The following is a 25,722-nucleotide window of genomic DNA, read 5'->3' on the forward strand; positions in this document are numbered from 1 at the left end:
AAGCAGGGCCGGCAATGGCCCTCATACGATGGGCCGGGTGACGATTCGTCGCGGTATCCCCCCGCTTCTCATCGGTCTCAGCCTGCTCGTCTCGGCCTGCTCCCAGGACGAGACGCCCAAGGTGCAGATCGGCGAGGCAAGGCGCGCCCCCGTCAGCGAGGTCGTCGAGGCCCCCGGCACCGTCGGCGCCCGCGCCACGGCCACGATGCGCTCGCCCGCGGCCGGCACGGTCGCCAAACTGTACGTCCACGACGGCGACACGGTGGAGAAGGGGGAGATCCTCGCCCGCATCAGCTCCCCGCAGGCCGAAGAGCAGCTCCGGCAGGCCCGCGGCGCCCAGCGGCAGGCGTCACGGCCGGTGCGGTTCGGCGGCGCGGCGCCGGCGCCGAGCATCCGGCTCGCCGGCCTGAACCTCACCTCCTCCCTGGACCGCAAGGTGGCGCGCGGCTTCGCCAAGGCGCGCTCCGCGGCGCGGAAGATCGGCGACAGGCGGGTCCGGGCGCAGCTCCTCACCGCGATCGACGCCGCCGAGACGCAGCACCGCGCTCAGCGCGCGGCGCTCGACCAGATCACCCAAGGGCTCACCCGGTCGGTCAACCAGACGCTCAGCCAGGTCAGCGGCCAGATCGGCGCGGGCCTGGGCGGGCTCGCGGCCTCCATGTCATCCCTGCAGGCGGCGTCCAAGAGCCAGGCGAAGGCGGCGGTGAAGGTCGCGAACGCGACGGTGAAGGGCCTGACGGTCAAGGCGCCGTTCGACGGGGTGGTCACGCTGGGCGGCGCGTCCGGCGGCGGCGGGCCCGATCTCGGCTCCCTGCTCGGGCAGCTCCCCGCCGGCCTGTCCGGCCAGGCCGGCGCCGCCGCGGGCGCGTCCGGCGCGGCGACCGGCACCTCCGGCGGCACGATCGCGGCCGGGGTGCCGGTCGCGGCGGGCGACGCCATCGCCACCGTGACCGATGTGTCGGAGCTGACGCTGTCCGCCGACGTGGACGAGACCGACGTGCTGCTCGTCACCCGCGGCGTGAAGGCCGAGGCCGAGCTGGACGCCGTCTCGGGGGCCACCTACCGGGCGAAGGTCGCGGGCATCGGCGTGACCCCCAAGGAGGGCACCACGGGCGGGGTCAGCTACCCCGTGCGGCTCACGCTCGGCGAAGGCGCCTACGACGACGGCGGCGAGGCGCCGCCGCCCAAACCCGGCATGAGCGCCGTCGTCCGGCTGACCGTGCGCGAATCGCCCGACGCGGTGGCGGTGCCGGCGGCCAGCATCGTCAGCAGCGGCAAGGAGAGCGTGGTGTGGGTCGTCCGCGGCGACGGCACGGCCGAACGCAGGGTGGTCAAGCTCGGCGCCCAGGGTGACGCCCTGGTCGAGGTGGCCGGGGGCGTCGCGCCGGGTGAACGGGTCGTCGTCAAGGGCGCCGACACCGTGCGGCAGGACCAGAAGCTCACGTGATGGCCCAGGGGCGGGTGCCGGGCGAGGACCACGTCCCCGGGGCGGGCAGCCGCCCAGGGGAGGGCCACGTCCCCGAGGAGGGCCGCCTCCCGGGGGAGGACCACGTTCTTGCGGGAGGCCACGCACCCGAGGCGGGTCGCGTGCCGCAGGACGCGGGCGCGCCGCCGCCGGCCTTCGAGGCCGTCGACCTCGCCCGCTCCTACAGGCTCGAAGGCGTGTCGGTGGACGCGCTGCGCGGGGTGAGCCTGCGCATCGACCATGGCGAGTTCGTCGCCATCGTCGGACCGTCCGGGTCGGGCAAGTCGACGCTCATGCACCTGCTCGGCTGCCTGGACAAGCCGACCTCGGGCACGCTGCGCGTCAACGGCGTGGACGTGTCCACGCTGGACGACACCGGGCTCGCCGAACTGCGCAACCAGGCCGTCGGCTTCGTGTTCCAGTCGTTCCACCTGCTCGGGCGCACCTCGGCGCTGGAGAACGTGGCCCTGCCGCTGGTGTACCGGGGAGTGAGCCGGTCCGAGCGCAGAGAGCGGGCCAGGCGCGCGCTTTCCGCCGTGGGGCTCGCGCACCGCCTGGACCACCGGCCGTCCCAGATGTCCGGCGGCGAGCAGCAGCGCGTGGCGATCGCGCGAGCACTGGTCGGGGACCCCAAGGTGGTGCTGGCCGACGAGCCGACCGGAAACCTCGACTCGCGCAACGGCCAGGAGGTGATGGGCATCCTCGCCGACCTGAACTCCGAGCGCGGAGTGGCGGTGGTCCTGGTCACCCACGAGCGCGAGGTCGCCGGCCTCGCCCGCCGCCGCATCCACGTCCGCGACGGGGTCGTCGAGCTCGACGAGCGGGACGAGTCGTGAGGACCGCGGAGGCCCTGCGGATGGCCCTGGAGGCGCTGAGGGTCAACCGGCTGCGCAGCGCGCTGACCATGTTCGGCGTCGTCATCGGGGTGTCGGCCGTGGTGATCCTGGTCGCCATCGGCACGGGCGCCAAGAACGCGGTCGAGCAGGAGATCGCGGGACTGGGCAGCAACATCATCCTCGTCGTGCCCGGCCAGGTCGGCCTCGGGGCCGCGCCCACCCAGAGCCGCCTGGACCTCGCGGACGTCGCCTACGTCCGCCGCCTGGTCGGCGACCCCGGCAAGGTCACGGTCGCGGTCAACTCCGGTGAGTCGGTGCGGGTGGGCCGTACCGAGGTCTTCGCCACCGTCACCGGCACCGACGAGAACCTGCCGAACATCTTCGAACGGCCGCTGCGCCGCGGCCGGTACCTCAGCGAGACCGACGTGGACACCCGGCGGCGCGTCGCGGTGCTCGGCTCGGAGGTCGCGGCCAAGCTGTTCGGGGACGTCGACCCGATCGGCCGCCAGGTGACGATCTCCGGCGTGCGTTTCCGCGTCATCGGGCTGTACGAGCCGGTGGGCGCGACGTTCGGCGTGGCGCGCGATCAGGAGGTCCACATACCGGTCACGACGGCGCAGCGCCTCATCGGCCTGTCGCGGATCAACGGCATCGCCGTCGGGGCGGCGGGGCCCGACGAGATCGAGCCGCTGCGGCAGCGGGTCCTGCGGGGGCTCGAAGGTCGCTACCCGGGCGAGCGGTTCAGCGCGGTGACCCAGACCCAGCTCCTCGGCACGATCGGCAGCGTGCTCGGCATGCTGACCGGCGTCCTCGCCGCCATCGCCGGCATCTCGCTGCTGGTCGGCGGGGTCGGGGTCTCCAACATCATGCTGGTCAGCGTGCGAGAGCGCACGAGCGAGATCGGCCTTCGCAAGGCGCTCGGCGCCCGGCAGCGCGACGTGCTCGGGCAGTTCCTCATCGAGGCCGTGCTGCTCACCACGATCGGCGGGGTGATCGGCATCCTGCTCGGCGTGGGCGGCTCCCTGCTGATCCAGGCGGTCTCGCCCGTGCCGGCCGCGATCACCTGGTGGTCGGTCGCCCTGGCGTTCGGGGTGTCGGCGGGCGTCGGGGTCTTCTTCGGCGTCGCGCCCGCCCGCCGCGCGGCCAGGCTCGACCCGGTCATCGCCCTGCGTGCCGAATGAACCGATCGGGTGTGCGGTACGGTCGATTCATGTGGTGGCGCGGGAAGCTGGTGATCGAATGAGCCGGTCCGTGCGGGTCGTCTGGGATGACAGGCTGATCTCCTACGACTTCGGGCCGAGCCATCCTCTGGCGCCCGTCCGGGTCGAGCTGACGATGGCCCTGGCGCGCGAGCTCGGGGTGCTCGACAAGGTCGAGCTGGTGGGCTGCTCCCCGGCCACCGACGACGAGCTGGCCCTGGTGCACAGACGTGACTACATCGAGGCCGTCAAGCGGGTCTCGGCGACCGGGCGGCCCGATCTGTCGTGCGGGCTCGGCACGGTCGACAATCCGGCCTTCGCCGGGGTGCACGAGGCGTCCGCGCTGATCACCGGGGCCTCGATCGCGGCCTCCCGGGCGGTGTGGACGGGGCAGGCCGAGCACGCCCTCAACATCGCGGGCGGGCTGCACCACGCGATGCCGGGGCTGGCCAGCGGTTTCTGCGTCTACAACGACCCGGCGGTGGGCATCGCCTGGATGCTGGAGCACGGCGCCCGGCGCGTCGCCTACGTCGACGTCGACGTCCACCACGGCGACGGCGTCCAGGCGATCTTCCACGACGATCCGCGGGTGCTCACGATCAGCCTGCACGAGAGCCCGCGCACGCTGTTCCCCGGCACCGGCTTCCCCAGCGAGACCGGCGTCGAGGGGACGGCGGTCAACGTCGCGCTCCCGGCCGGGTGCGGCGACGCCGGGTGGCTGCGCGCCTTCCACGCGGTCGTGCCGCCGCTGTTGCGCGAGTTCCAGCCCGAGGTGCTCTTCAGCCAGCAGGGCTGCGACACCCACGCCCTGGACCCTCTGGCCCACCTGATGCTGAGCCTGGACGGCCAGCGGCAGGCGTACGCCGCGCTGCACGCACTGGCGCACGAGACGGCCGCCGGCCGGTGGGTGGCGACGGGCGGCGGCGGGTACGAGCTGGTCCAGGTGGTGCCGCGAGCGTGGAGCCACCTGATCGCCGAGGCCGCCGGCGCGCCGATCGACCCCCAGACGGTCACGCCGCAGAGCTGGCGCGAGTTCGTCTCGCTGCGCACGGGCGAGGTGCCGCCGCTGCACATGACCGACGGCCGTACGCCCGAGCATCGCGACTTCTCCGCGGGCTACGACCCGGCCGACTCCGTCGACCGTGCGATCATGGCGACCCGCAAGGCGGTCTTCCCCTTCCACGGCCTGGACCCGATGCCCTGACGCGCCCCCGGTGCCCCCCCGCGCGGCGGGCGGGGCAGACTGGGGAGGAGGGGCCTTTCCCCGGACCGCGGCCCGGCGGTGGAAACCGGAATTGCATCATTTGCCCAAAGGTTACGATCGTGTGGGACCTGCCGATCGAGCGCTCATGGCGACACACGCGGTGATCCGTCGTTCCACGGGGTGACTCAGCGCCGTGGTCCTGCCTGGTCGAGCCGCCGGCGTGATGCCGTGGAACGCCGGCCGGCCGTTGAGCGCACGGAGACAATCATGCAGACCGCGAGCCCTCCCACGAGGAGCGAGCTGAGACAGCACCTGGTGGACACCAAGATCGCCGGGAACATCGCCACGAGCCGGGAGAACAACCTCGACCACTACCGTTCGCTCGCCCTCGGTGATCCGTACTACATGTTCGGCCTCACCTTCGAAAGCGACTGGACCTATCGCGACGTGCTGGCGCTCATGGCCAAGTCCGCCGGGGTGATCGACGATCCCGAGCACCGGGCGGGCCAGGACACCATCGACCCCGAGCGGACCATCGACGCCCTCGACGCGATGGCCGGGCGCATCGCGGCGGCGCTCAGCGGGCCCGATCCGCGCATCCTGATCGCCACCGGCCACCCCACCGGCATCATGACCATCCACCTCGCCCTGGCGCGCTTCGCCGCCGGCCGTGGCGCGACGCTGCTCACCCCGGCGGAGGGCCTGATGATCTCCAGCGGAGGGCTGGGCCGCAAGCGCCGCATCCTGTACTTCGACAACGTCGCGGTCCTGGCCGACGGGGGCGCGCTGGTCCACACCCACGACCCGGCCCCGATGCAGGCCGTGCTCGCCCGGCTCGGCGGCGACGGGCCCGATCTGGTGATCGCCGACCACGGGTGGGCGGGGGCGGCCGGCGAGGCGGGGGTCGAGACGGTCGGATTCGCCGACAGCAACGACCCCGGGCTGTTCGTGGGCGAGGCGGAGGACAAGATCGCCGTGACCGTGCCCCTCGATGACAACGTGTTCCCGCGTCATTACGATGCGTTGACCGCTTATCTGATCTCAAGGGTCGAGAGTGACCTCTGAGGCGACCGCACCTGTTCCGGTCTGTCTCTAATGTGCGTTTCGCGCGCGCATTGACTCGCGGACATCGACCGTTTGCCAACTTTTTTGTGATCCCAAGCGACTCTAATGGGACACGGTTGGACCGAGTGACAGATCGAGATCAAGGCTCGGCCTGGCTGCTGGCCAGCGACTTTTCCCATTCTGGTGGCAGGAGTCTCCGATCACTGATGGAATAGGGGGTTTGCTCGATCGGAGTCGCGTTCTACGCTGACAGCAGTACACGTGCGTGAGCAATGGCACCAGTGGGGATAACCCGGAAACACGTGCGGAAGAGGCGTCCGATGGGTGCAGGCGAAAGACCTCTCAGCGAGGTGAAGTTCCTGACGGTGGCAGAGGTCGCCACCGTCATGCGGGTGTCCAAGATGACGGTGTACCGGCTGGTCCACTCTGGCGAGTTACCGGCCATCCGGGTCGGGCGATCCTTCAGGGTGCCCGAGCAGGCGGTGCACGACTACCTCAGAGATGCGTTCATCGAAGCGGGTTGAATGGATCAGTGACAACGTCACTGATCATCTACTGATCTGCTGATGATGTCCGCATGGTTCGCGGCGACGCGAACCTGACCGGGAAGCGGGGTGGGCGGCCGGCCGCCCGCGTCGCCCGGTCGCCGGTCGTGACCTTCGGCGGCCACGCGGGTTCCCCCCAGGGGGCGATCGACCGCGAATCGCCGGTAGGCTGTTGGCTCGGTGTGCGTCTTGGCGACGCGCGGGCTCGTGGTCGGGGTGTGCTGTGGCAATGGCGCATCCGGGCCCTGAGTGGCGCGCGACTCGCCTTCTCCTGTGCACCGCTGTTGACAAACCTACCTTCACCTGGGGGTCCCGTGGGCTCTGTGATCAAGAAGCGTCGTAAGCGCATGGCTAAGAAGAAGCACCGCAAGCTTCTGAAGAAGACCCGCATCCAGCGGCGTAACAAGAAGTAGTAGCGCGGACCGACAACGCAGAGCGGCGAGCCGGGCGGACGATCTCACGATCGCCATCCCGGTGCGTACCCCGAGCTAAGCGCGACCACTGGTAAGTGATTTTGCGAGGCGCCGATGACACACACCGTGCTCGTCACGGGGGTCTCCCGGCACATCGGTGCCCGGGTGGCGAGCGTTCTCGCGGCGGACCCGGACATCGGCCGGGTCATCGGAGTGGACACCGCGCCGCCGTCCTCGAACGCGCTGGGCGGCGGCGGCGTCACACTGGGTCGCACCGAGTTCGTCCGGGTTGATCTGCGCAGCCCGGACATCGCGCAGGTCATCGCGGCCGCGGACATCGACACCGTCGTGCACATGAGCCTGGTGAGCGCTCCCTCGGGCAGCGCGGGCCGGTCGTCGATGAAAGAGCACAACGTCATCGGCACCATGCAGCTGCTGGCCGCCTGCCAGCGCTCGGCCACCGTGCGCAAGGTCGTCGTCCGCTCGACCACGGCCGTCTACGGCTCCTCCTCTCATGATCCGGCGGTGTTCACCGAGGACGCCGAGCCGATCGAGGTGCCGAACCGCGGCTACGCGAAGGACGCCACCGAGGTCGAGTCCTACGTGCGCGGCTTCGCCCGGCGGCGTCCCGACGTCACCGTGTCCACGTTGCGCTTCGCGAACTTCATGGGTCCCGGCGTCGAGTCGCCGCTGACGCGTTACTTCGAACTCCCCGTCCTGCCGACGGTGTTCGGCTTCGACCCGCGCCTGCAGTTCGTCCACGAGGACGACGGCGTCGAGGTCCTGCGGCGCATGGCCCTGGAAGACCACCCTGGCACCTACAACGTCACGGGCGACGGCGTCCTGCTCCTGTCACAGTGCGTGCGCAGGAGTGGCCGTCCCGCCCTCCCGGTGCCCTCCGCCGCCTTCCGCGCCCTCGGCGACATCGCGCGCGGCGCCGGGCGCGTCGACTTCTCGCCCGAGCAGCTCGGCCTCATGAGCTACGGGCGCGCCGTCGACGCCGGCAGGCTCGCCGCCGAGCTCGACTGGCGGCCCAAGTTCTCCACCGCGTCGGCGTTCGATGACTTCCTCCACTCGCGTGGCTTGTTTGGCGGTATGCCACTCGCTGTGATCGACTGGTTGTCGACAGTGCTGGGTGGGGGTGTGCGACGGTGAAGAAGACAGAGATGCCGCATGACTATCGTGACGAGGAACCCGGCAACGCCCGGGTGATCCCCATCACGGCCGCGCGGCGCCACACCGCCGCGGGCAGGGCGAGCGCCGTCGAAGACCGCCTGGCCGACTTCCTCGACTTCCTGCGCCGGCGCGTCGCCGGAGAGTACGAGGTCGACGAGTTCGGGTTCGACCCCGAGCTGAACGACAAGGTGCTCCTGGAACTGATCCGCCCGCTGTACCGCCACTGGTTCCGCGTCCAGACCACCGGCATGGACAACGTGCCCGGAGAGGCGGGCGCCCTCGTGGTCGCCAACCACTCGGGCACCGTTCCGGTGGACGCCCTGATGCTGCAGGTCGCGCTGCACGACGAGCATCCCGCGCACCGCCCGCTGCGCCTGCTCGGCGCCGACCTGGTCTACCAGCTTCCGGTGCTCGGCCACCTGTCACGCAAGTCGGGGCACACGCTGGCATGCCCGGAGGACGCCGACCGGCTGATGCGCAAGGGTGAGCTGGTCGGGGTGTTCCCCGAGGGCTTCAAGGGCGTCGGCAAGCCGTTCTCCGAGAGGTACAGGCTCCAGCGCTTCGGCCGCGGCGGCTTCGTGGCCTCGGCGATCCGCGCCCAGGTGCCGATCATCCCGTGCGCGATCGTCGGCGCCGAGGAGATCTACCCCAAGATCGGCGACTGGCGGTCGCTCGCGCGGCTGCTCGGCCTGCCGTACGTCCCCATCACGCCGATGTTCCCCTGGCTCGGCCCCCTCGGCCTGGTGCCGCTGCCGTCCAAGTGGATGATCGAGTTCGGCGAACCGGTGCGCACCGACGAGTACGACCCCGAAGAGGCCGACGACCCGATGATCGTCTTCAACCTCACCGACCAGATCCGCGAGCTCGTCCAGCAGCAGCTCAACCGGCTACGCCTCCAACGCGGCCACGCCTTCCCCCCGTTCTTCTGACCCCCCACCGTGCGCTTCTCCCGCTTCGATGTCGCAATCTCGAAGTCACAAAGGTCTTGTAGTCATACCGTTACCCTGTGTTGACTGCCTATCATGAGATCCGAGACCGTATCTACATGCTGGCCCGCGAAAGAGCCGTGCGTGTCGACTGGGCCGAGACGACGCCCCTGTTTCGCCTACTCTTGCTCTACGACCACCGGCAGGTTGTCGTGGCTCGTGCGAGCGTGCCGGTGAAAGGCATCAGCGTTCGCGCGCTGGAGGACCTACAGGCTGATCTTGAGCATGTCTTCGGGAAGGACTGGTTGCGGTGACTACGACCGTCCGCCGGCTGACCTTTCGCGTCAGCCGGGAACGCGCCCTCGATCTCGATGCCGATGTCTGGTACGCGAGCCCCGTGAATGCGGCCATGCGGTCGGGGGTGACCGCCGAGACACTCGCGGACCTGCGGGCGGCCGTCGAGTCGGTGAAGCACTTCGCCCTGGGCGTCTCGGAGGAGACGGCGATCATCGTCGAATACGTCTACGACCTTCCTGGTGTTTCCGCCGAGGTATGGCGGGCGCACCGGGAACTGTGCGACCGGCTGTCGGAGGCGGGACTGTCGGAGAACGATCGCGCCGAATTGCTGCTGTCGGCCTGAGGAAGTCTCCGATCGGGTTCTCGGGCGCCGGGTGTGGATCGGGTAGGCCCGGGAGTCCGGTCTCAGACCTTGCGCCAGCCGGGGGTCCAGGTGCCGTCTTCGACGGTGTAGTCGCCGAAGAGGGCAGGGGCCTCCTTGGCCATCAGCTCGCCGACCTTGCCGAAGACGAGCCTGATCTCCTCCTCGGCGCCCGGCGCGGTGCGGTTCTCGATGACGTGCCGCAGGGTGCGGACGTTCGCCGTCCACACCATGCCGGTGGCCAGGCCCTCGGGCGCGAACCGCCGCATGAACGACGTCTTCGCCTTCTTCTCGCCGAAGGGCACGCCCTGCTCGTCCAGCCCGAAATGGCCGGCCATCCAGTGCTGGAAGGACTCCATCTCCGACAGCAGCGCCGTCGCCCGCTCCATCAGCTCGGGATCTTCCTGGGCCCACTGCGGGAACCAGAACGGCAGGTCGTCCAGGCGGACGAAGCGCAGCGACTCCTGGGAGACCGCCGTGCCCGCCCGATGCCGGACGAGCTCGTGCGTCGCCACCCGGCTGACGTTGTGCAGCACGAAGGAGAAACTGACGTGTTCGAGCACCGACCCGTGCGCGCTGGCCAGGATGTTGCGCAGGTACTCCTCCTGGTCGGTGCGGATGCGGGTGACGTTCGGGTTCAGCCCCGGCTCCCACGAGCGGTAGCAGATGCGCCCGGCGAACTCGGCGAGGTTCTGCGCGTCGTCCATCTCGCCGCGGTCCACCCGCTCCAGCCAGTTGTCCCCGCCCACCTCGGCGAGGTAGCCGGCGACCTCCTCGTAGTCCAGCCGCGGCCGGGCGATGAGACGGACATCAGGTTCGACACGACGCAAGATCATCCTCCGAAGCACTCCGAGATTGAGCCGCCCCGAGTCTGCCACGACCGGCACGCCGACCGGCCGCCGGTCCTCCTGCCGATCGGGAGTACGCGGCGACGCCAGGGCGGACGCGCAGTGTCATGAGGGAATCGCGAGGAGTGGTCGCGTGGTCAGGTGGAGCGGTAGTGCTTTCTGAGGGCTATGGCGGCGGCTATGCCGCCGGCCACGGCTCCGGCTCCGGCGGCGATGGGGAGGCCGACCATGGTGGCCTTGCGGCCGGTGCGGAAGTCCCTGACCGCCCAGTCGTGCTTCTTCGCGTGCTCCAGCAGCAGGCTGTCGGGATTGACGGCGATCGGGTTGCCGACGAGCTGCAGGAGGGGCAGGTCGTTGGCCGAGTCGCTGTAGGCGGTGCAGCGAGACAGGTCCAGGCCCTCCCGCCGGGCCAGCGCCTTGACGGCCTCGGCCTTGGCCGGGCCGTGCAGCAGGTCGCCAACGAGGCGGCCGGTGTAGACGCCGTTCTCGGTCTCGGCGACCGTGCCGAGGGCGCCGGTCAGCCCGAGACGCTGGGCGATCACGCGCGACAGCTCGACGGGGGTGGCGGTCACCAGCCAGACGCGCTGGCCGTTGTCCAGGTGGCTCTGGGCGAGCGCGCGGGTGCCGGCCCAGATGCGGTCGGCCATGACCTCGTCGTAGATCTCCTCGCCGAGACGCACGACGTCGTCGACCTTGAGGCCGACGACGAAGGCGAGGGCGGTCTCTTTCGCCCGGGCGATGTGCTCGGGGTTCTCGTTGCCGCGCACGCGGAACAGCGCCTGGCCGAGCGCGAACTTCACCAGGTCATTGGTGGTGAACAGGCCTCGGGAGGCGAGGCCGCGGGCGAAGTGGTAGATCGAGGCGCCGCGCATCATCGTGTTGTCGACGTCGAAGAAGGCCGCCGCGGCGGGGTCGGGGTCGGCGATGGGCGCCGACACCGCGGCCGCCGCCGCGACCTCCCCGGCCATTTCGGCCTCGGTGTGCCGTCGAAGTAACCGCCTCATAGCACCTCAGCTTAACCGGGAGCCGAGGGTGGAGTCGGTGTACGCGGCGTTAGCGTGGCGTGACGATTCCGGCGCGGGCCGTGGTCCAGGTGGTGTCGGAAGGCCCCGGGACACCCGGTCAGGGCGTCAGGTCGTCGATCATGTCGAGGTAGGCGCTGGCCTTCATGCGGTCATCGCCGCCGAGCTGGGGGATCATCGGTTCCACGACGTCGCGCTGCTCTTTGGTGAAGCGCTTGAGGGCCGGGGCGTGCTTGCCCTCGCGCTTCACGTGGCCGAGCGCGGACAGCGCCGAGCGGGTGGTGGAGGCCATCTCGTCCAGGGTGGGCCCGATGAGCCGTTCGCGCTGGGAGTCCGGGTAGCCGAGCAGCGCGGCGGCCTCGGTCGCACGCGAGTGGGCGGCCGTGAGCTCGCGCTGGGCGCGTTCGACGTCGTCGGTGGTGAGGCTGAGCATGGTGGCCTCGGCCGCCCGCTTGATCGGGTAGAGGCGGTCGCCGGGCACCGAGGCGTAGGTCTGCACGCCGGTGAAGGCCAGCAGGCTCGTCATGGCGACGATCAGCACCCCGGGGCGCAGCCGTGCGAGCCGAGGGGAGGACCGCCGGTGCCGTCCGGTCTCTGTGTCGGGCTCGCCGCCGGTGGCGCGGGCGGCGATGATCTCCTCGCGCAGGCGCGTGCGGAAGTCGGGACGCGGGCCGTGGGACGGCTCGGCGCCTATCTCGCGGAGCCGGGCCGCGAAATGGGGTTGGGGCTGCCGCCGGCTGCCGGCGGACGAACGCCTGTGCAGCCACCGCGTAGGCCCCCACTTGCCCATGAAAGCTCCCTGCCGCGCCCACTACGATGATCCATAGGTGCTACATGCCCAACGATGCGGGGAGCCATCAGGTTACGGCCGCCCGGCGCACTGGAGATCCCTCACGCGGGTCACCCTAGATCAATTGAGATCGTCGGGAAGCGCCCTGGCCAGTGCCCGGACCGCGCGGAACTGCAGGGCCTTGATCGCGCCGCTCTTCTTTCCCATGATCAGCGCCGTCTCGGCCAGGGACATGCCGTGCAGGAAGCGCAGGACGACGCACTCCTGCTGCTCGGGATTGAGGTCGCGGACGGCACGCAGGATGCGCTCGTTGACCATGGTGGCGACCACCGCGTTCTCGGGGATGTGCGAGCCGTCCAGAGGGGTGTCCAGCACCTCGGCGGTGGAGACCTCCATGCGGTGGCGGCCGGACTTGAAGTGATCGGCCACCAGGTTCCTGGCGATGGTGACCAGCCACGCCCCGAAGTCCCTGCCCTGCCAGGTGAAGTCGGCGATGCGGCGCAGCGCCCGCAGGAACGTCTCGCTGGTGAGGTCCTCCGCGAGCGCGTGGCTGCCGACCCGGAAGTACACATAGCGATAGACAAGATCGACGTAACGGTCGTACAGCGCCGCGAAGGCGTCCGCGTCGCCGGTCTTGGCGCGCAGGACGACTCTGCGCAGTTCTTCGACGTCCGGGGAGGGACGTTCGCGCTGCTCGGCGGCGGCGCGCGTGGGGTTCACCGTGTCGGCCGATCCTGGAGGGGAAAGCCCGGCGACCGACCATGAGTTCGACATCCGGTATCCCTGGGGAGCAAAGGGAAGGGCGCGTGCGTGCTCGAACACTCTAGAAATCATCACGAATTTACACAATCCACTTTGCCTCAGTAACTACCACCCGTAACAGGAGTGCGATGGCACTTCGGACACCGGCTACCGGTTTGGAGGTAATGTCCGGCAGAGTTGGGAGCATCATGGAAGCCGTCGTTGCCGTCACAGCCTTCGCAGGTGCGCTGTTCGCCGCCATCACCACTGGCATCCTGGTCGGACGCCTCAGAGACGACCGGAGCGGCTGGCTCATCGCCTGGACCATAACCACCTCGGCCCTGTGCCTGGCCCTGGGGGCCGTCGCCATCGGCCACCTGATGAAGTTCGGGCCCGCGACCTTCAGGGTCTACCAGATCACCGGGGCGTTCCTCGCCCCGTTCTGGCTGGCCATCGGCATGATCCAGATGCTCGCCCGTAAGGCCCCCGCGAGGTTCGCCGCCTGGCTCCTCGGCACCGCCTTCACGCTGATCACCACGGTCATCTTGGTCCTCGACCCGGTGAGCAACCCCGAGAAGTTCGGCACCACCCTGCCGCTCGGGGACACCCACTGGACGATCATCCCGACGACCCTGCTGAACGCCGCGCACGCCCTCACCTATCTGATCCTCATCGGCTGCCTGGTCCTCGCCGTGCTGCGCTGGCGCGGCGGCGACGACGTGGACGCCGACAACATGCACGCCGGCGTGGTGCTGGCGCCGACGGGGCTCGCCCTGGTCGGCGCCGTGCGCTTCGCGATCCCGGGCGTCTTCGCGGCCCTGGTGACCATCCTCATGGTCGGGGCCGTCTGGTACGCCGTCGCACGGCCGCTCGCCCCCTACGACGAGGAGCGTGACGGCGCGGACGACGACGACTGGGACGACGAGCGCCCGCCCGCGCGCCGGCGGGTTCCCGAGCACGCGCCCGAGGCCGCCTACGAGTCGGGGCCGCTGCCCGCGACCCCGGGGCCGCCCGCGGCGCCGCCGCGCCGCTCGGGTCTCGGCGACCTCGTGGCCGAGTACCGCGCCAACGATCCGGGGGACGTGGACTACGCGGCCCGCATGCAGCCCTCCGGCGGGTTCGGCGGTCCGGGCGGCATGAACGGCCCCGGCGGCTACGGCGGGCCGATGACCGGCGAGTTCATGGGACCGGACGCGCCGGGCGGCGGCCCCCAGGGGCAGGGCGCGCCCGGGCCCGCGGGGCCTTTCGGCTCCCCCATGGCCGGCGCGCCGGGCCGGTCCTCGCGTGGCCAGCACGGGCCGGGGCCTTCCACGGGGGACCCCACCGGACAGTACGGGCGCGGCCCGTTCGACGCCGGCCCCGGGGCGAACGGCGCCCACCGCGGCCCAGGGGGCCAGGACCCCTCGTTCCCGGCCACGGGCATGCTCTTCAACAGCAATGAGATCAACCGGTCGCTCGCCCGTCCGGACGTGCCGGTGGCGGGCGGGCGCCGCGCCGAGGCACCGCTGGGCTCGGGGCCCTCGGTCAGGCCTTCGCCCAGCATCTACGGCCTGCTCACCGTGTTCACCCTGATAGACGGGTCGGGCGACGCGTTCGACCGCCTGGCGGAGGAGACCGTGGAGGCCGTGCAGCGCAGCGAGCCCGACACGCTGATCTTCATCTGCCACGCGGTCAAGTCGGCGCCGGCCCAGCGCATCGTCTACGAGCTCTACCGGGACGAGGTGGCCTTCAGCGAGCACCAGCGCCAGGCGCACATGGAACGGTTCGCCCGTGAGCGCGTCGCCCACGTGCTGGCGGCCAACGTCATCGAACTCAACGTCAACGCCGCCAAGGTCGTCCCCCTCCCGACCGCCTTCCGCGTCTGAGAGCTTCGCGCGCCGGACCCCGCTCGGAGCGCCCGGGCCGGGGCGGGGTCAGGCGGACATGGCGGGGTCAGGCGGACAGGGCGGTGCGCAGGCGGGATTCGTCCACGCGCCAGAAGTCGTGCTGCACGCCGTCGATCAGCGTGACGGGGATCATCTCCCAGTAGGCCGCCTGGTCCTGCTCGGAGGCGGTGATGTCGCGCTCCTCCCAGGGAACGCCCAGCTCGTCGGCCACCCGCCGGACGACGGCCCTGGCATCGTCGCAGAGATGGCAGCCGGGCTTGCCGAGCAGGGTGATCGTGTGGTCTCGCGGAGCCATGCGCCCAGCCTAGCGGGCCCTCACGGTGTGTGAAGGATCACATCCGCGGGGGGTGGATCAGGGACCGCCACCCCTACCTGGGAAGGTTGGGACCCGAGAGCGGGCGCTCGTACTTTGTGCATAGCTTCACAAAGGTACTAACCTGAAGACCTGCGCCCTTTCTCCTCGACATCCGTCGCAACTGCGAGCGCGGCCGGGGCGCACCGGCCGCCCGTCCCCTGGAGTTACGGCCAAGTGACCCGCCGCCCGTCCCAAGCGCGTGAACGGGGCATCCCCGATGCGACCGTCGCGCGGTTGCCGCTCTACCTGCGCGCGCTGAACGGACTCGCCGAGCGGGGCATCGCCACCGTAAGCTCAGAAGACCTGGCCGTCGCCGCGGGGGTGAACTCGGCGAAGCTCCGCAAGGACCTGTCCCATCTGGGGTCGTACGGGACACGTGGTGTCGGCTACGACGTCCAATATCTGATCTACCAGATCTCCCGCGAGCTGGGCCTGACGCAAGACTGGGCCGTCGCCATCGTCGGGGTCGGAAACCTCGGCCGGGCGCTCGCGAACTACGGCGGGTTCGTGTCCCGCGGGTTCCGGGTGGCGGCGCTGTTCGACGCCGACACCGCCGTGGTCGGCGAGCAGCTCGTGGGGATGGCCGTGGACCACATCGACGAGCTGGAAAGCGTGATCGACAAGCGGGGGGTCTCCATCGTGGTGATCGCGACGCCCGCGGCGGCGGCCCAGCAGGTGGCCGACCGGGTCATCGCCGCCGGGATCACGAGTATCTTGAACTTCGCCCCCGTCGTGCTCACCGTGCCTGACGGAGTCGATGTCCGCAAGGTCGACCTTTCGACCGAACTGCAAATCCTTGCGTTCCATGAGCAGCGCAAAGCGGATCGCGAAACAGGGAGTCCAATGATGGCCGAGGACTGGGCCGAGGCGATGGACGCATGAGCCTTCTCACGGTAGGCCTCAGCCACCGGACGGCGCCGGTTGCGCTGCTCGAACGCGTCTCGGCGTCCGGGGACGCCCTGGTGAAGCTCCTGCACGACATCAGCCGCGACGCGCACGTGTCCGAGGTCATGCTCGTCTCCACCTGCAACCGGGTGGAGGTGTACGCCGAGGTCGACCGCTTCCACGGCGGCGTCACGGCGGTCACCGAGCTGCTGAGCCTGCACTCCGGCGTCCCCCAGGAGCAGCTCACCCGCCACCTGTACGTCCACTACGAGGACAGGGTGGTCGAGCACCTGTTCACGGTGACCTGCGGCCTCGACTCCATGGTCGTCGGCGAGGGGCAGATCCTCGGCCAGGTGCGCCAGTCGCTGCGCCTGGCCCAAGAGCAGGGCACCGCGGGGACCACGCTCAACGAGCTGGCCCAGCAGGCGCTGCGCGTCGGCAAGCGGGCCCACACCGAGACCGGCATCGACCGCGCGGGCGCGTCCCTGGTCGGGGTGGGCCTCACCCTGGCCGAGCGGGTCCTCGGCCCGATCCAGGGCAAGCGGGCGCTGGTGGTGGGCGCGGGGTCGATGAGCGCGCTGTCCACGGCGACGCTCGGCCGCGCCGGCGTCACCGACATCGTGGTCGCCAACCGCACCTTCGAGCGGGCCGCGCGGCTGGCGCAGAGCGTCGGCGGCCGAGCGGTCGAGCTGGCCGACGTCCAGCGCGAGCTCGCCGCCGCCGACCTGGTCATTTCATGCACCGGAGCAGGTAGCGTGGTCATCGACACCGAAATGGTGGCGCGGGCCGCGCGCGACAGGCCGCTGTTCCTGCTCGACCTCGCGCTCCCACACGACGTGGACCCCGGCGTCCGCACGATCCCCGGCGTCACGCTGGTCGACCTCGAGTCCATGCAGCAGGCCGGGCTCGGCGACCAGGCCGATGGTGGCGACGGTGTCACCGAGGGCGTCGACGCGGTCCGGTCCATCGTGGCGGCCGAGGTGGGCGCGTACCTCCGTGCCGAGCGCGCGGCCAAGGTCACCCCGACGGTGGTGGCCCTGCGGACCAAGGCCGCCGACGTCGTGGAGGCCGAGCTCGGACGCCTGGTCACCCGGGTGCCCGAGATGGACGAGCGGGTGCGGGGCGAGATCGCGCAGACTGTGCGCCGGGTCGTGGACAAACTGCTCCACGAGCCGACGGTGCGTGTCAAGCGGTTGGCCGCGTCCCCGGCGGGTGATCATTATGCCGAGGCGCTGCGCGAACTGTTCGACCTGAACCCGAAGGTGCCGGAGGCAGTGACGAGAGCCGATGTGGCGGAGGTCGAGACCGACGCCACCGGTCACGCGGGCGAGGAGGACGCATGAGCGGCGAGGCCGTGGGACTCGACACCGGCCGGCGCGTCCTTCGCCTGGGCACGCGCAGGAGCCTGATGGCGACGACCCAGTCAGGGCAGGTGGCCGACCGGCTGACCGCGCTGACCGGCCGCCCGGTCGAACTGGTCGGCGTGACGACCTTCGGCGACGTCACCAAGACCCATCTGGCGCAGCTCGGCGGCACCGGCGTGTTCGTCAGCGCCCTTCGCGACAAGCTGATCGAAGGCGAGATCGACTTCGCGGTCCACTCGCTGAAGGACCTGCCGACCAAGCCCGACCCGCGCGTGGTCATCGCGGCCATCCCGCCCAGGGACGACGCGAGGGACGCGCTCGTCGGCTCGGCCAAGCTCGCCGACCTCGCGCCCGGCGACCGGGTGGGCACCGGCTCCCCGCGCCGGGTGGCCCAGCTCCGCATGCTCCGCCCCGACCTCGAATACGTCCCGATCCGCGGCAACGCCGACACCCGCATCGGAAAGGTGACCTCCGGCGAGCTTCGCGCCGTGGTGCTGGCCGCCGCCGGGCTCGGGCGCATCGGCCGCGACGCCGAGGTCGCCCAATTCTTCGACGTCGCCGAGATGCTTCCCGCGCCGGGCCAGGGGGCCCTCGCGGTGGAGTGCCGCGCCGACGACACCGCCCTGATCGAGCTGCTCGCCGTCCTGGACGAGCCCCGCACCCGCGCGGCGGTCGTCGCCGAGCGGGCCGTGCTGGCCACCCTGGAGGCGGGTTGCAGCGCGCCCGTAGGTGCGTACGCGGCCGATGACGGGCACATTCTCAACCTGACCGCCACCGTGGTCGCCATAGATGGCACACGGTCGGTGCGCAAGTCCACCGCCGGTGATCCCGCGGCGGCCATGGAGCTCGGTCGCGACCTCGCGACCGCCATGATCGCCGAGGGGGCCGGCACGTTGATGGGGGAGCGGACCCATTGAGCTCCGGAAGCCAGACCAGCAAGACCACCGAGCCCGGTACGGCGGAGACCACGGGGGCGCCTTCGGCCACCGGCGGCCGGGAGGGCGTCGGCGCATGTGGTCACGCCGGTTTCGTGGCGTTCGTGGGCGCCGGGCCGGGTGACGAGAACCTCCTGACGCTCCGGGGCGCCGACCTGCTGTCGCGGGCCGACGTCGTGGTGCTCGACAGGGAGGCCTACGGCGCCCTGCTGCGCCACTGCCGCGACGACGTCAAGGTCGTTGACGTCGCCGACGGCATGGGCGCGGTGTCGCTGAAGGCCGTGCAGGAGGCCAAGGCGGGGTGCAACGTCGTGCGCCTGTGCGCGGGCGACCCCGGCCTGTTCTCCTCGGTCACCGAGGAGGTCGCGGCGTGCGCTAAGGCCGACGTCGAGTTCGAGATCGTGCCGGGCGTGCCGCCGGCGACCGCGGTGCTGACCTACGCGGGCATCGCCCCCGCCGTCGCCGTGCCGGAGTTCCGCATCGTGGACGCCACGCAGGTGGACGACTGGTCGGCGCACGCCGGGTCCGCGGGCACGGTGGTGATCTACAACGGCATCGCGGAGGCCGTCCCGATCGCCAAGGCGCTCGTGGCGGCGGGCAAGCCCGACACCACGCCGGTCGCCGTGACCCAGAGCGGCACCACGACCGAGCAGTACACCGTGGTCTCCTCGCTCGGCAGGCTCGCCGCCGACCTCAAGCACGCCGGCATCACCGAGCCCGCGCTCATCGTCGTCGGCGAGGCCGTCGGCACCCGCGACCGGCTGTCGTGGTTCGAGAACAAGCCGCTGTTCGGCTGGCGGGTCCTCGTGCCGCGAACAAAAGAGCAGGCCGCCGGCCTGTCCGAGCAGCTCCGCTCGTACGGCGCGGTGCCCGAGGAGGTGCCTACGATCTCCGTGGAGCCGCCGCGCACCCCGCAGCAGATGGACCGCGCGATCAAGGGCCTGGTCACCGGCCGCTACGAGTGGGTCGCCTTCACCTCTGCCAACGCCGTCAAGGCGATCAGGGAGAAGTTCGAGGAGTACGGCCTGGACGCGCGGGCGTTCGCCGGGCTGAAGGTCGCGGCGGTCGGCGAGGCCACGGCCAGGGCGCTGGTGGAGTTCGGCGTCAAGCCCGACCTGGTGCCGGTGGGCGAGCACTCCTCCGAGGGGCTGCTCGCCGAGTGGCCGCCGTACGACTCGATGCTCGACCCGATCAACCGCGTGCTGCTGCCGCGCGCCGACATCGCGACCGAGACGCTCATCGCCGGGCTCACCGAGCTGGGCTGGGAGTGCGACGACGTCACCGCCTACCGCACCGTCCGTGCGGCGCCGCCTCCCGCCCCGACCCGCGAGGCGATCAAGGGCGGCGGCTTCGACGCCGTGCTGTTCACCTCCTCCAGCACCGTGCGCAACCTGGTCGGCATCGCCGGCAAGCCGCACAACGTGACGGTCATCGCGGTCATCGGGCCGCAGACCGCCAAGACCGCGGAGGAGTTCGGCCTGCGGGTCGACATCATGGCCGACAATCCTTCGGCTTCGGCACTCGCGGCCGCCCTGGCGGAGTACGGTGCCAAGCAGCGCCAGGCGGCCCTCGCCGCCGGCGACGTTCCCCGGCGGCCCTCACAGACCCGCAGGGGCGCCCGCCGCCGGGCAAAGTGACCCGGCCGGCCTGACCGGGTCACCGACGCATTACAGATCCCCAGGTCGCGCGCACGCGCGGTCCCCGCGACCAGGCCTGGGAGGGGAGATGAGGATGACCGAGGCGGAGTTCCCCGTCGCGCGGCCGCGCAGGCTGCGCGGCACCGCGGCGATGCGGCGCATGGTGGCCGGCACCCGGTTGCACCCGGCCGAGCTGGTGCTGCCGATGTTCGTCAAGGAGGGCGTGACCGAGCCCCAGCCGGTGACGTCGATGCCCGGGGTGTTCCAGCACACCCGCGACTCGCTGCGCAAGGCCGCCCACGAGGCCGCCGAGGCCGGCGTGGGCGGGCTGATCCTGTTCGGCATCCCTGAGGTCAAGGACGCCAGGGGATCGGCCGGGGACGACCCGGACGGCATCGTGCAGAAGGCCGTGGCCGATCTGCGCGCCGACCTCGGCGACGCCGTCGTGGTGATGACCGACACCTGCCTGGACGAGTTCACCGACCACGGGCACTGCGGCGTGCTGACCGCCGCCGGCGAGGTCGACAACGACGCCACGCTCGAACGGTACGCCTCCGTGGCGCTCGCCCAGGCCGCCGCGGGGTCGCAGGTCGTCGCGCCGAGCGGCATGATGGACGGCCAGGTGGGCGCCATCCGCGCCGCTCTGGACGCGAACGGCTTCTCGCACATCCCGATCCTCGCCTACTCGGCGAAGTACGCCTCGGCCTTCTACGGGCCCTTCAGGGAGGCCGCCGAGTGCGCTCCCCAGTTCGGCGACCGCAACGCCTACCAGCAGGATCCCGCGGGCCCCGTGGGTGAGGCGCTGCGCGAGGTGCGCCTGGACCTGGCCGAAGGCGCGGACGCCGTCATGGTCAAGCCCGCGCTGGCCTATCTGGACATCCTGCGGCAGGTGCGCGACAGCGTGGACGTGCCCGTCGCGGCCTACCAGGTGAGCGGCGAGTACGCCATGGTGGAGGCCGCGGCGGCCAACGGCTGGATCGACCGCGACCGCATCATCATGGAGTCTCTGATCGCCATCCGGCGCGCCGGGGCGGACATGATCCTCACCTACTGGGCTACCGAAGTGGCCAGGAGACTATCCTGACGGGCCATTTTCCGGGGGTCGGCTCACCTTGGGCGACCCCCATCATGCATCATCGGTGAAAGGCAGGGGTGGGGGAGGAACACGATGGTGGGGGTACCGCTGGCGGCTCGCCGGGCGAAGAGGCGAGCTCGATCTCATGCGAAGGCGCACGCGATCACCTCGGTGATCGAGTACGCCGAGATGGGCTGGGCGAGCTGTCTGGGCGCCCACTCACTGCGCGAGGGCGCGCGCGCCTGTTCGTGCGACCGCGTCGGCTGTCCCGATCCGGGAGCCCATCCGATCTCACCGGCCTGGCAGATGATGGCCACCACGGACACCGCGCTGCTCACCCGCTGGTGGGAGCAGAACCCCGACGCGAACGTGATCCTCCCCACCGGCAGGGTGTTCGACGTCTTCGACGTACCTGGCACGGCGGGCCAGACGGCCCTCACGGCCATGGACGCCGCGAACTTCACCACGGGCCCGGTCGCCGCCAACGGCGACCGGGTCCTTTTCTATGTGGCCACGCGCGGCGCCCCCGAGGACGAGGACGAGTGGTGGTCCTGCCATCTCGACTACGCCCCCGAGACGATCGACGCGACTCCGGGCCTGCGCTGGCACTGCCGCGACAGCTACGTCCTGGCCCCGCCGTCGTCGCTGGCCGACGGCAGCCACGCCCGCTGGCTGCGCCCTCCCGACGGCCGGCCCCTCCCCGACCCGCTCCACGTCCTCGACTGGCTGGCCGACGCCTGCGAGTGACCGTCGCGGCCTGTCACAGGTCCTGAGCGACCGGCCGCCCTCGGATGCGCCTTCCACCTGCTCGGACGCGCCTCCGGCCGCGTGTTCTCCGTACGTCCGGCGCCTGGGCGGTTCCGGGGCCCGCCGAGGGCCGGCGCCGCCGGGGACTAACCTGGACGCGTGAGCCGTACCAAGATCTCAGAGGACCTGTTCGAGCGCGCCCGCGCCGTCGTGCCCGGAGGCGTCAACTCCCCGGTGCGCGCCTTCGGCGCCGTCGGCGGCACCCCCCGGTTCATGGAGTCCGGCGAGGGCCCGTACATCGTGGACGCCGACGGCAACCGCTACGTCGACCTGGTGTGCTCCTGGGGGCCGATGATCCTCGGCCACCGCCATCCGGCCGTGGTGGAGGCGCTCACGCGGGCCCTCACGCGGGGCACCTCGTTCGGCGCCGCGACGCGGGGCGAGGTCGAACTGGCCGAAGAGATCGTCTCCCGGGTCGCCCCGGTCGAGAAGGTCCGCCTGGTCAGCTCGGGCACCGAGGCGACGATGTCGGCGGTGCGGCTCGCGCGCGGGTTCACCGGGCGCTCGCGCGTCGTGAAGTTCGCCGGCTGCTACCACGGCCACGTCGACGCGCTGCTGGCCGCCGCGGGGTCCGGCGTGGTGACCTTCGGCCTGCCGGACACCCCGGGCGTCACCGGCTCCTCCGCGGCGGACACCATCGTCCTGCCGTACAACTCGCCCGACGCGGTCCGCGAGGCGTTCGCCGCGCACGGCGGCGAGATCGCCTGCGTGATCACCGAGGCGTGCCCGGCCAACATGGGCGTGGTGCCGCCGGCCCCGGGGTTCAACGCCCTGCTGCGCGAGCTGTGCACGGCGAACGGCGCCCTGCTCATCGTGGACGAGGTGCTCACCGGCTTCAGGGTCACCGGCGCCGGGTGGTACGGCCTGGACCCGGTGGAGGCCGACCTGATGACGTTCGGCAAGGTCATGGGCGGCGGTCTGCCGGCCGCGGCGTTCGGCGGGCGGGCCGAGGTCATGAGCCGCCTCGCGCCGGAGGGGCCGGTGTACCAGGCGGGCACCCTCTCGGGCAACCCGCTGGCCTGCGCGGCCGGGCTGGCGACGCTCCGGGCCTGCGACGACGAGGTGTACGACCGGGTGGACGCCGCGGCGCTGATCATCGGACGGGCCGCGTCGGACGCCCTGGCCACGGCCGGGGTGCCACACCGGCTCCAGCGGGCGGGCAACCTGTTCTCGGTCTTCTTCACGGCCGACCCGGTCACCGACTTCGACGGGGCGCGCCGCCAGGACACCGGCGCCTACCGCGCCTTCTTCCACTCCATGCTCGACCAGGGCGTCTACCTGCCGCCCTCGGCGTACGAGGCGTGGTTCCTGTCGGCCGCCCACGGCGAGGAGGCCGTCTCCCGCGTCGCGGAGGCCCTGCCCGCCGCCGCCAAGGCCGCCGCGGCCGCCGCGTCCACCGGCTGACCCGGTTCCCCTGGTTTCAGCGTGAGGGCGACGCGGCGGGGTTGATGATTTAGCATCGCTATATGCTCGATCTTCATCGGTTGAAGGCACTGCACGCGGTGTCGGTGTACGGGTCGGTCGGAGCCGCGGCGGAGGCGCTGATGGTGACGCCTTCGGCCATCTCCCAGCAGATCGCCAAGCTCGAGCGCGAGACCGGGGCGCGGCTCATCGAGCGCAACGGACGCGGGGTCAAGCTCACCGACGCCGCGGGGCTGCTCGCCGAGCACGCCGAGCGCATCCTCGCCCTCGTCGAGACGGCGGAGGCCGACTTCGAGGCGCTGCGCGGCGCGGTGGTCGGGCGGCTGACGATGGCCGCGTTCCCGACGGCGGCCCGCGGGCTGCTCCCCGGGGCGCTCAGCGAGCTCAGGCAGCGCCACCCCGATCTCGACCTGGTGCTGTACGAACGCGAGCCCGAGCGGCAGGTCCGCGAGGTGGCGCGCGGCGAGCTGGACCTCGGGCTCGTCCAAGACTGGCTGAACCGCCCGATGGCCATCCCCGAGGGACTGTCGCGGGCCTCGCTGCTCGACGACGTGGCCGATGTGATCCTCCCCGCCTCCCACCCGCTGGCCGGTCGCCGCGAGATCGACCTGGCGGAGCTGCACGGCGAGCGGTGGGTCATCTCCTCGCCCGGCACCGTCTGCCACGACTGGTTGCTCTTCACGCTGCGGACCGCGTCTCTGGAGCCCGAGTTCTCCTGCATGGCCGACGAGTACCCGACGCAGATCGCGCTGGTGGCGGCCGGTCACGGCTGCGCCATCGTGCCGCGCCTCGGCCGCGACCACATCCCGCCGGACGTCGCCGTCGTGCCGATCAGGCCCCGCCCGACCCGCCGCATCTACGCCGTGTGGCGCACCGACGCGGCCCGCCGCCCGGCGATCCGCGCGGCCGTGGAGGTGCTGCGGCAGATGGCCCCGCCGCCCGGCCTGCTGCCGGCGGCGGACGCCCCGTCCCCGGCGGTCGAGAGGGCCGGCGTCCCGGCCCCGGCGATCGGCGGGGACGGCGCCCTGTCCTCGGCCGCGGCGCGGGGCCACGCCGGGCCGACGCGGCGCGGCCCGCGGGGGCGGGGCCAGTAGGCTGTTGTCCGTCATGACTGAAAGCACCGTTGTTCACCTGCTCCGGCACGGAGAGGTGCACAATCCACAGGGCCTGCTCTACGGCAGGTTGCCCGGATATCACCTCTCCGAGAACGGCCGCTCGATGGCCGAGGTGGTGGCGAAGGCGCTCGCGGGCCGCGACATCGTCGCGCTCTGCAGCTCGCCCCTCGAGCGCGCGCAGGAGACGGCGGCCCCCATCGCGCAGACGCTCGATCTCCCCGTCCAGACCGACGAGCGGCTGATCGAGGCCGACAACATCTTCCAGGGCCATGCCGTCGGCGGCATGTTCCGCGCGCCCCGCAACCTGCGCCACATGTGGAACCCGGCGCGGCCGTCATGGGGCGAGCCGTACGTCGAGATCGTCCGGCGCATGCGCGCGGCGATCGACGCCGCCCGCTCGCGAGCCAGAGGCCACGAGGTGGTGATGGTCAGCCACCAGCTCCCGATCTGGGTGATCCGGCTGGCCGCCGAGGGCCGGCGGCTGTGGCACGACCCGCGCCGCCGCCAGTGCGCGCTGGCGAGCCTGACGAGCTTCACCTTCGAGGGCGACCGGCTGGCGAGCGTGGGCTACAGCGAGCCCGCGGGCGCGCTCGTCAAGCCGGCCGGGCCGGTCCGCCCGGCCAGACGACGCTAGCCGCCGGCCGCGCGCCTCGTGCCCCGATTTCGAGAGCGTGCGATGCGCTGGGTAGGGTTTGAAGCTCTACCAGTTGTAGTACAAGGAGACCCTGCTCCGTGTCCTCGAAGTCACGTGCCTTCGTCACCGCGCTGCTGGCCGTGACGGCCCTGGCGGGATGCGCCGGCAGTCAGGGATCATCGCAGCCGCAGTCGGGTGACACGCGTTTCGTCGCAGGCGACGGCAGCATGCGCGTGGTGCCCGCCGCCGAGCGGCAGGCGGCCCCGGCGATCGAGGGGCAGACGCTGGACGGCGAACGCGTCTCGCTGGCCGCCCACAAGGGCAACGTCGTGGTGCTCAACTTCTGGGCCTCCTGGTGCGGCCCCTGCCGCGGCGAGGCGCCGATCCTGAAGGACCTCGCGGCCAAGACCGGAGAGCGCGGCGTGCGGTTCCTCGGCGTGGACGCGAAGGACGACAAGGCGCAGGCCCTGGCCTTCCAGCGCACCCAGCAGCCGGGATATCCGAGCCTGTACGACCAGCCGGGCAAGATCGCGCTCGCCTTCCGCGGCATGGTCAACCCCGCGGCGATCCCCTCCACGCTCGTGCTCGACCGCAAGGGCCGGGTCGCGGCCCGGGCGCTCGGAGAGGTCCGCTACTCCGACCTGCTGAACGTGATCACCAAGGTCAGCGATGAGAGGTAGCCGCCGCCCCGGCGCCCGCCCCGGCCGGCGGGGCGGGCC

General features: G+C 71.5%; 27 protein-coding genes. 22 read left to right on the plus strand and 5 right to left on the minus strand.

Translation table 11 applies throughout. The features are described 5' to 3' along the window. The first annotated feature begins 37 nt into the window (after positions 1–37). From ACFO60_RS03480 to ACFO60_RS03530, 11 genes are all read left to right on the plus strand, one after another. Positions 38–1,447 (plus strand): efflux RND transporter periplasmic adaptor subunit, encoded by a 1,410-nt coding sequence (locus ACFO60_RS03480; RefSeq protein ID WP_380836728.1) that lies wholly within the window; start codon positions 38–40, stop codon positions 1,445–1,447. Continuing rightward, a complete protein-coding gene (locus ACFO60_RS03485; protein WP_380836731.1) occupies positions 1,447–2,301 on the plus strand; it encodes an ABC transporter ATP-binding protein in 855 nt (284 codons plus the stop codon). The genes ACFO60_RS03480 and ACFO60_RS03485 overlap by 1 nt, the downstream gene beginning before the upstream one ends. Beyond that, positions 2,298–3,482: an ABC transporter permease gene (locus tag ACFO60_RS03490; protein ID WP_380836734.1), complete on the plus strand. Its 1,185-nt coding sequence runs from the start codon at positions 2,298–2,300 to the stop codon at positions 3,480–3,482. The genes ACFO60_RS03485 and ACFO60_RS03490 overlap by 4 nt, the downstream gene beginning before the upstream one ends. Before the next feature lie 58 nt (positions 3,483–3,540). Beyond that, entirely contained in the window at positions 3,541–4,704 is a 1,164-nt protein-coding gene (locus tag ACFO60_RS03495) for an acetoin utilization protein AcuC (RefSeq protein ID WP_380836737.1), read from the plus strand. 267 nt (positions 4,705–4,971) lie between these two features. Next, positions 4,972–5,769: a phosphatase gene (locus ACFO60_RS03500; RefSeq protein WP_380836740.1), complete on the plus strand. Its 798-nt coding sequence runs from the start codon at positions 4,972–4,974 to the stop codon at positions 5,767–5,769. 320 nt (positions 5,770–6,089) lie between these two features. Continuing rightward, entirely contained in the window at positions 6,090–6,293 is a 204-nt protein-coding gene (locus tag ACFO60_RS03505) for a helix-turn-helix domain-containing protein (protein ID WP_030456159.1), read from the plus strand. Between the two features lie 335 nt (positions 6,294–6,628). After that, the gene (locus ACFO60_RS03510; RefSeq protein ID WP_018654693.1) at positions 6,629–6,727 is read left to right on the plus strand and encodes a 30S ribosomal protein bS22; all 99 of its coding nucleotides are present in this window, start codon (positions 6,629–6,631) and stop codon (positions 6,725–6,727) included. 114 nt (positions 6,728–6,841) lie between these two features. Further along, the gene (locus tag ACFO60_RS03515; protein WP_380836743.1) at positions 6,842–7,882 is read left to right on the plus strand and encodes an NAD-dependent epimerase/dehydratase family protein; all 1,041 of its coding nucleotides are present in this window, start codon (positions 6,842–6,844) and stop codon (positions 7,880–7,882) included. Positions 7,883–7,893: 11 nt separating this feature from the next. Then, the gene (locus ACFO60_RS03520; protein ID WP_380836746.1) at positions 7,894–8,832 is read left to right on the plus strand and encodes a lysophospholipid acyltransferase family protein; all 939 of its coding nucleotides are present in this window, start codon (positions 7,894–7,896) and stop codon (positions 8,830–8,832) included. A gap of 77 nt (positions 8,833–8,909) precedes the next feature. Continuing rightward, positions 8,910–9,143 (plus strand): hypothetical protein, encoded by a 234-nt coding sequence (locus ACFO60_RS03525; protein ID WP_380836749.1) that lies wholly within the window; start codon positions 8,910–8,912, stop codon positions 9,141–9,143. Continuing rightward, a complete protein-coding gene (locus ACFO60_RS03530) occupies positions 9,140–9,469 on the plus strand; it encodes a hypothetical protein (protein WP_380836752.1) in 330 nt (109 codons plus the stop codon). The genes ACFO60_RS03525 and ACFO60_RS03530 overlap by 4 nt, the downstream gene beginning before the upstream one ends. 62 nt (positions 9,470–9,531) lie before the next feature. On the opposite strand, the gene thyX is transcribed toward ACFO60_RS03530, so the two are convergent. The 4 genes from thyX to ACFO60_RS03550 all read right to left on the minus strand — a co-directional run bounded on the left by thyX (position 9,532) and on the right by ACFO60_RS03550 (position 12,921). Continuing rightward, positions 9,532–10,317 (minus strand): FAD-dependent thymidylate synthase, encoded by a 786-nt coding sequence (gene thyX, locus ACFO60_RS03535; RefSeq protein ID WP_380836755.1) that lies wholly within the window; start codon positions 10,315–10,317, stop codon positions 9,532–9,534. A 155-nt stretch (positions 10,318–10,472) separates the two neighbouring features. Beyond that, positions 10,473–11,339, minus strand: coding sequence for an HAD family hydrolase (locus tag ACFO60_RS03540; protein WP_380836758.1), 867 nt, complete (start codon positions 11,337–11,339; stop codon positions 10,473–10,475). Between the two features lie 118 nt (positions 11,340–11,457). After that, a complete protein-coding gene (locus tag ACFO60_RS03545; RefSeq protein ID WP_380836761.1) occupies positions 11,458–12,147 on the minus strand; it encodes a DUF5667 domain-containing protein in 690 nt (229 codons plus the stop codon). A 120-nt stretch (positions 12,148–12,267) separates the two neighbouring features. Further along, positions 12,268–12,921 carry a sigma-70 family RNA polymerase sigma factor gene (locus ACFO60_RS03550; protein WP_380836764.1) on the minus strand — a complete coding sequence of 218 codons (654 nt, stop codon included), beginning with the start codon at positions 12,919–12,921 and terminating at the stop codon, positions 12,268–12,270. 176 nt (positions 12,922–13,097) lie between these two features. On the opposite strand from ACFO60_RS03550, the gene ACFO60_RS03555 reads away from it, so the two are divergent. Then, positions 13,098–14,753: a hypothetical protein gene (locus ACFO60_RS03555; RefSeq protein ID WP_380836767.1), complete on the plus strand. Its 1,656-nt coding sequence runs from the start codon at positions 13,098–13,100 to the stop codon at positions 14,751–14,753. 67 nt (positions 14,754–14,820) lie between these two features. Here the strand turns inward: ACFO60_RS03555 and ACFO60_RS03560 are convergent, their stop codons facing one another. Beyond that, positions 14,821–15,069, minus strand: coding sequence for a glutaredoxin family protein (locus ACFO60_RS03560; protein WP_380836770.1), 249 nt, complete (start codon positions 15,067–15,069; stop codon positions 14,821–14,823). Between the two features lie 234 nt (positions 15,070–15,303). Between ACFO60_RS03560 and ACFO60_RS03565 the strand changes: the two genes are divergently transcribed. The 10 genes from ACFO60_RS03565 to ACFO60_RS03610 all read left to right on the plus strand — a co-directional run bounded on the left by ACFO60_RS03565 (position 15,304) and on the right by ACFO60_RS03610 (position 25,683). Beyond that, positions 15,304–16,011 carry a redox-sensing transcriptional repressor Rex gene (locus ACFO60_RS03565; protein ID WP_380836773.1) on the plus strand — a complete coding sequence of 236 codons (708 nt, stop codon included), beginning with the start codon at positions 15,304–15,306 and terminating at the stop codon, positions 16,009–16,011. After that, positions 16,008–17,357 carry a glutamyl-tRNA reductase gene (locus ACFO60_RS03570; RefSeq protein ID WP_380836776.1) on the plus strand — a complete coding sequence of 450 codons (1,350 nt, stop codon included), beginning with the start codon at positions 16,008–16,010 and terminating at the stop codon, positions 17,355–17,357. Before ACFO60_RS03565 ends, ACFO60_RS03570 begins: the two co-directional genes overlap by 4 nt. Continuing rightward, a complete protein-coding gene (gene hemC, locus ACFO60_RS03575; RefSeq protein WP_380836779.1) occupies positions 17,354–18,295 on the plus strand; it encodes a hydroxymethylbilane synthase in 942 nt (313 codons plus the stop codon). Before ACFO60_RS03570 ends, hemC begins: the two co-directional genes overlap by 4 nt. A gap of 122 nt (positions 18,296–18,417) precedes the next feature. Continuing rightward, positions 18,418–19,950, plus strand: a complete 1,533-nt coding sequence (locus ACFO60_RS03580) for a bifunctional uroporphyrinogen-III C-methyltransferase/uroporphyrinogen-III synthase (protein ID WP_380838075.1) — start codon at positions 18,418–18,420, stop codon at positions 19,948–19,950. Between the two features lie 88 nt (positions 19,951–20,038). Then, entirely contained in the window at positions 20,039–21,034 is a 996-nt protein-coding gene (gene hemB / locus ACFO60_RS03585) for a porphobilinogen synthase (protein WP_380836782.1), read from the plus strand. A gap of 84 nt (positions 21,035–21,118) precedes the next feature. Continuing rightward, the gene (locus tag ACFO60_RS03590; protein ID WP_380836785.1) at positions 21,119–21,772 is read left to right on the plus strand and encodes a bifunctional DNA primase/polymerase; all 654 of its coding nucleotides are present in this window, start codon (positions 21,119–21,121) and stop codon (positions 21,770–21,772) included. Between the two features lie 159 nt (positions 21,773–21,931). Continuing rightward, entirely contained in the window at positions 21,932–23,236 is a 1,305-nt protein-coding gene (gene hemL, locus ACFO60_RS03595) for a glutamate-1-semialdehyde 2,1-aminomutase (protein ID WP_380836788.1), read from the plus strand. Between the two features lie 62 nt (positions 23,237–23,298). Then, complete coding sequence (locus ACFO60_RS03600; RefSeq protein ID WP_380836791.1) at positions 23,299–24,348, plus strand: LysR family transcriptional regulator; 1,050 nt, start codon at positions 23,299–23,301, stop codon at positions 24,346–24,348. 13 nt (positions 24,349–24,361) lie between these two features. Beyond that, positions 24,362–25,003 carry a histidine phosphatase family protein gene (locus ACFO60_RS03605; RefSeq protein ID WP_380836794.1) on the plus strand — a complete coding sequence of 214 codons (642 nt, stop codon included), beginning with the start codon at positions 24,362–24,364 and terminating at the stop codon, positions 25,001–25,003. Between the two features lie 98 nt (positions 25,004–25,101). Beyond that, positions 25,102–25,683 (plus strand): TlpA family protein disulfide reductase, encoded by a 582-nt coding sequence (locus ACFO60_RS03610; RefSeq protein ID WP_380836797.1) that lies wholly within the window; start codon positions 25,102–25,104, stop codon positions 25,681–25,683. Positions 25,684–25,722 lie beyond the last annotated feature (39 nt).

The sequence above is a fragment of the Sphaerisporangium dianthi genome, assembly GCF_042654065.1.
GTDB classification, from domain to species: Bacteria; Actinomycetota; Actinomycetes; order Streptosporangiales; family Streptosporangiaceae; genus Sphaerisporangium; species Sphaerisporangium dianthi.

Bases quoted from the DNA above. Each gene is read 5' to 3' on its own strand.
- ACFO60_RS03485 (WP_380836731.1), top strand. From the start codon at position 1,447: ATGGCCCAGGGGCGGGTGCCGGGCGAGGACCACGTCCCCGGGGCGGGC.
- ACFO60_RS03495 (WP_380836737.1), top strand. From the start codon at position 3,541: ATGAGCCGGTCCGTGCGGGTCGTCTGGGATGACAGGCTGATCTCCTAC.
- ACFO60_RS03500 (WP_380836740.1), top strand. From the start codon at position 4,972: ATGCAGACCGCGAGCCCTCCCACGAGGAGCGAGCTGAGACAGCACCTG.
- ACFO60_RS03505 (WP_030456159.1), top strand. From the start codon at position 6,090: ATGGGTGCAGGCGAAAGACCTCTCAGCGAGGTGAAGTTCCTGACGGTG.
- ACFO60_RS03515 (WP_380836743.1), top strand. From the start codon at position 6,842: ATGACACACACCGTGCTCGTCACGGGGGTCTCCCGGCACATCGGTGCC.
- ACFO60_RS03520 (WP_380836746.1), top strand. From the start codon at position 7,894: ATGCCGCATGACTATCGTGACGAGGAACCCGGCAACGCCCGGGTGATC.
- ACFO60_RS03540 (WP_380836758.1), bottom strand. From the start codon at position 11,339: ATGAGGCGGTTACTTCGACGGCACACCGAGGCCGAAATGGCCGGGGAG.
- ACFO60_RS03545 (WP_380836761.1), bottom strand. From the start codon at position 12,147: ATGGGCAAGTGGGGGCCTACGCGGTGGCTGCACAGGCGTTCGTCCGCC.
- ACFO60_RS03550 (WP_380836764.1), bottom strand. From the start codon at position 12,921: ATGTCGAACTCATGGTCGGTCGCCGGGCTTTCCCCTCCAGGATCGGCC.
- ACFO60_RS03555 (WP_380836767.1), top strand. From the start codon at position 13,098: ATGGAAGCCGTCGTTGCCGTCACAGCCTTCGCAGGTGCGCTGTTCGCC.
- ACFO60_RS03560 (WP_380836770.1), bottom strand. From the start codon at position 15,069: ATGGCTCCGCGAGACCACACGATCACCCTGCTCGGCAAGCCCGGCTGC.
- ACFO60_RS03570 (WP_380836776.1), top strand. From the start codon at position 16,008: ATGAGCCTTCTCACGGTAGGCCTCAGCCACCGGACGGCGCCGGTTGCG.
- hemC (WP_380836779.1), top strand. From the start codon at position 17,354: ATGAGCGGCGAGGCCGTGGGACTCGACACCGGCCGGCGCGTCCTTCGC.
- hemB (WP_380836782.1), top strand. From the start codon at position 20,039: ATGAGGATGACCGAGGCGGAGTTCCCCGTCGCGCGGCCGCGCAGGCTG.
- ACFO60_RS03590 (WP_380836785.1), top strand. From the start codon at position 21,119: ATGGTGGGGGTACCGCTGGCGGCTCGCCGGGCGAAGAGGCGAGCTCGA.
- ACFO60_RS03600 (WP_380836791.1), top strand. From the start codon at position 23,299: ATGCTCGATCTTCATCGGTTGAAGGCACTGCACGCGGTGTCGGTGTAC.
- ACFO60_RS03605 (WP_380836794.1), top strand. From the start codon at position 24,362: ATGACTGAAAGCACCGTTGTTCACCTGCTCCGGCACGGAGAGGTGCAC.